Genomic DNA, 2600 nt, shown 5'->3' with positions numbered 1-2600 from the left:
GGGCATGGTTGATAGGAGATGTTCCTCTCAGCGGCAGGACATTCTTTTCCAACGGCAAAAGTAATGAATTATTTTTTGATTTGAAGCATTCCGTTGACAGCAATTACCTTGCCTTCGTCCAACAATTCATGTAACACATCGATGAGCATGTTTTTATCGTCCGGTATCTGTTCTGCCAAAGTGGCTGGAGTTTGTTGTTTATCAGATAGGGCTTGAAGAATCTTTTCAGAAAGTTCCTTTTCCGAAAGGTGGCCGGAAGGTTTCTTGTTCTTCAAATTGATACAAGTGTCGCACTGCCCGCAGTTATGCTCGTTCTTCTCTCCGAAGTAGTGTAGCAGCATCCGGCTACGGCACACGGTATCGCTGTTCACATAATCCAGCATGGCACTTATGCGTTTCTCATATCGCTCTTTGCGTTCCTCGTACACGGTGGAAGGGATTTGCAGGTGGCGCATTTCAACCCTCTCTCGCGTGTATATTATATATGGTGTCTTTTTGCGGGGGATGTAACTGACGATATGTAGCTTGGCTAGGTGGATGAGCTGTTCATACACTTGCCGGCGTGTGAGTCCAGTGCGTATGGCCAGTGAATCTTCATTGATGAAAGCATGGTCTGTGAAGACCCCGGTATAGGAGCGGAGAATGGTTTGGATGAGTTTGTCCATATCTTCGCCGAGCTCTCTCAGTTTATAAAGTTCGTCTCGACGGATAGTGAACAGTAGCCGGGATGCATTGTCTTGTTCGTCTGTATATTCCAAGTATCCCGCTTGTGTCAGAATCTTCAAGGCACTGTCCACGGGAACGGGGAAGTACTTGAACTTTCGGCAAAAGTCTTCTATATTGAACTCGCGTACACAGCCTTGTCCATCTCCCATTGCCATCTGGTAATAGTATTGAAGATGCTCATATACTTCCTTTATATATTCTTTTTCAGGAAAGGTGTCGGGAATGCGTTTGTGCAGTGTTGCCTTATCCGACTTGGCGTAAAGGACGACCGCGTAGGCTTTTTGTCCGTCCCTTCCGGCACGTCCTGCTTCCTGGAAGTAGGCTTCTATGGAATCGGGCAGATCCATGTGGATGACAATCCGTACATCCGGTTTGTCGATACCCATACCGAATGCATTGGTGGCGACCATGACACGGCTTTCTCCTGTTTGCCAGCGTTGTTGGCGGATGTCTTTGGTGGCGTCATCCAGTCCGGCATGGTAGAAATCGGCGGTGATGTCTTCGTTGTGCAGCAGTTCGGTAATTTCCTTGGTACGGCGACGGTTGCGCACATAGATGATGGCGCTTCCGGGCATACGGCGCAGGATGTGCAACAGCTCTCCCGTCTTGTTTTCCGTCTTGCGGACGATATAGGCAAGGTTTTTGCGTTCGAAACTCATGCGGAACACATTTTCCTCACGGAAATGCAGACGGGCCTGGATATCTTTCACTACTTCCGGAGTGGCGGTGGCTGTCAATGCCAGGATGGGTACGCCGGGCAGAAGTTCGCGTATTTCGGCTATCTTCAGATAGGCGGGACGGAAATCGTAGCCCCATTGCGATATGCAGTGGCTTTCGTCTACCGTAATCATACTGATTTTCGTCTTCTGCAGTTTGGTGCGGAAGATTTCAGTATCGAGCCTTTCGGGGGAGATATAGAGGAACTTGAAATTGCCGAATATACAGTTCTCCAGTGTGACGATGATTTCCTGCCTGCTCATGCCTGAGTAGATGGCAAGCGCCTTGATTCCCCGCTTTTTCAGGTTTTGTACCTGGTCTTTCATGAGGGCAATCAACGGAGTGATGACCAGGCAAAGTCCTTCTTTAGCAAGTGCCGGAACTTGGAAAGTGATGGATTTTCCTCCTCCCGTGGGCATTAGTCCCAAAGTGTCCCGTCCCTCGGTAATGCTGTTGATGATATCTTCCTGGATTCCCCGGAAGGTATCGTATCCCCAGTATTGCTTCAGAAGCCTCACCCCCAATCCCTCCCCCATAGGGAGGGGAGTTTTGAAGTTACTACTGCTGCTCATGGTCTTATTGAACTTTCTTGCTACTTCTTATCGTTGAATTGATATTCTTTCCTTCTCTATGCTAATAGTAGTGATTACTAATCTTATAGCATCAACCAATTTTCATCATTTCCTTAATATAAGGAGACTATTCTTATTCCCCTCCCTGTGGGGGAGGGGTTAGGGGAGAGGCTTTCAGTTCGGCTTTATGTCTTCAATCTGCAACTGCACTTCACCCCTCTTATGGGTATTCTCTTCAATGGAATAGCAGATGTCGAAGGAACGTTTGGTCTTGATGAAGCGTACGTGGGAACTTTGCCCGAAAGCGATGCCGTTCATTACATTGTTCGATTTATTATCCACCAGTTCTAGCTTGATATGTTCCTGGTCGCGGCCTACGACTTTGCTGGTACCATAATCATAGACATTGTGCGTACAGAAAATGGGTTTGGCATTGTCCGGTCCGAATGGATTGAATTTCTTCAAGTCGCTGAAGAATTTCGGAGTGATGTCTCTGAAATCAATCTCGGCATTGATGTCGATGACGGCGCATGTCTGTTCCGGCAGGATATTTTGTGATACGAACTCTTCGAAGCGTTCGATAAA

The 2600-nt window shown here is 47.5% G+C and carries 1 protein-coding gene and 1 pseudogene; both read right to left on the bottom strand.

Features of this window, described 5'->3' with window-relative positions; genetic code table 11:
- Positions 1 to 68 precede the first annotated feature (68 nt).
- A complete protein-coding gene (locus ABUA47_RS08040; RefSeq protein ID WP_035450084.1) occupies positions 69 to 1979 on the bottom strand; it encodes an ATP-dependent DNA helicase RecQ in 1911 nt (636 codons plus the stop codon).
- A gap of 210 nt (positions 1980 to 2189) precedes the next feature.
- A pseudogene (locus ABUA47_RS08035) lies at positions 2190 to 2600 on the bottom strand (single-stranded-DNA-specific exonuclease RecJ); the annotation flags it as partial.

Origin of the sequence: Bacteroides sp. RTP31139st1_H2_RTP31139_211217 (assembly GCF_040227615.1) — a bacterium.
Classification (GTDB): domain Bacteria; phylum Bacteroidota; class Bacteroidia; order Bacteroidales; family Bacteroidaceae; genus Bacteroides; species Bacteroides uniformis.
This window is presented reverse-complemented; position numbering and strand designations above follow the sequence as displayed.

Bases quoted from the DNA above. Each gene is read 5' to 3' on its own strand.
- ABUA47_RS08040 (WP_035450084.1), bottom strand. From the start codon at position 1,979: ATGGGGGAGGGATTGGGGGTGAGGCTTCTGAAGCAATACTGGGGATAC.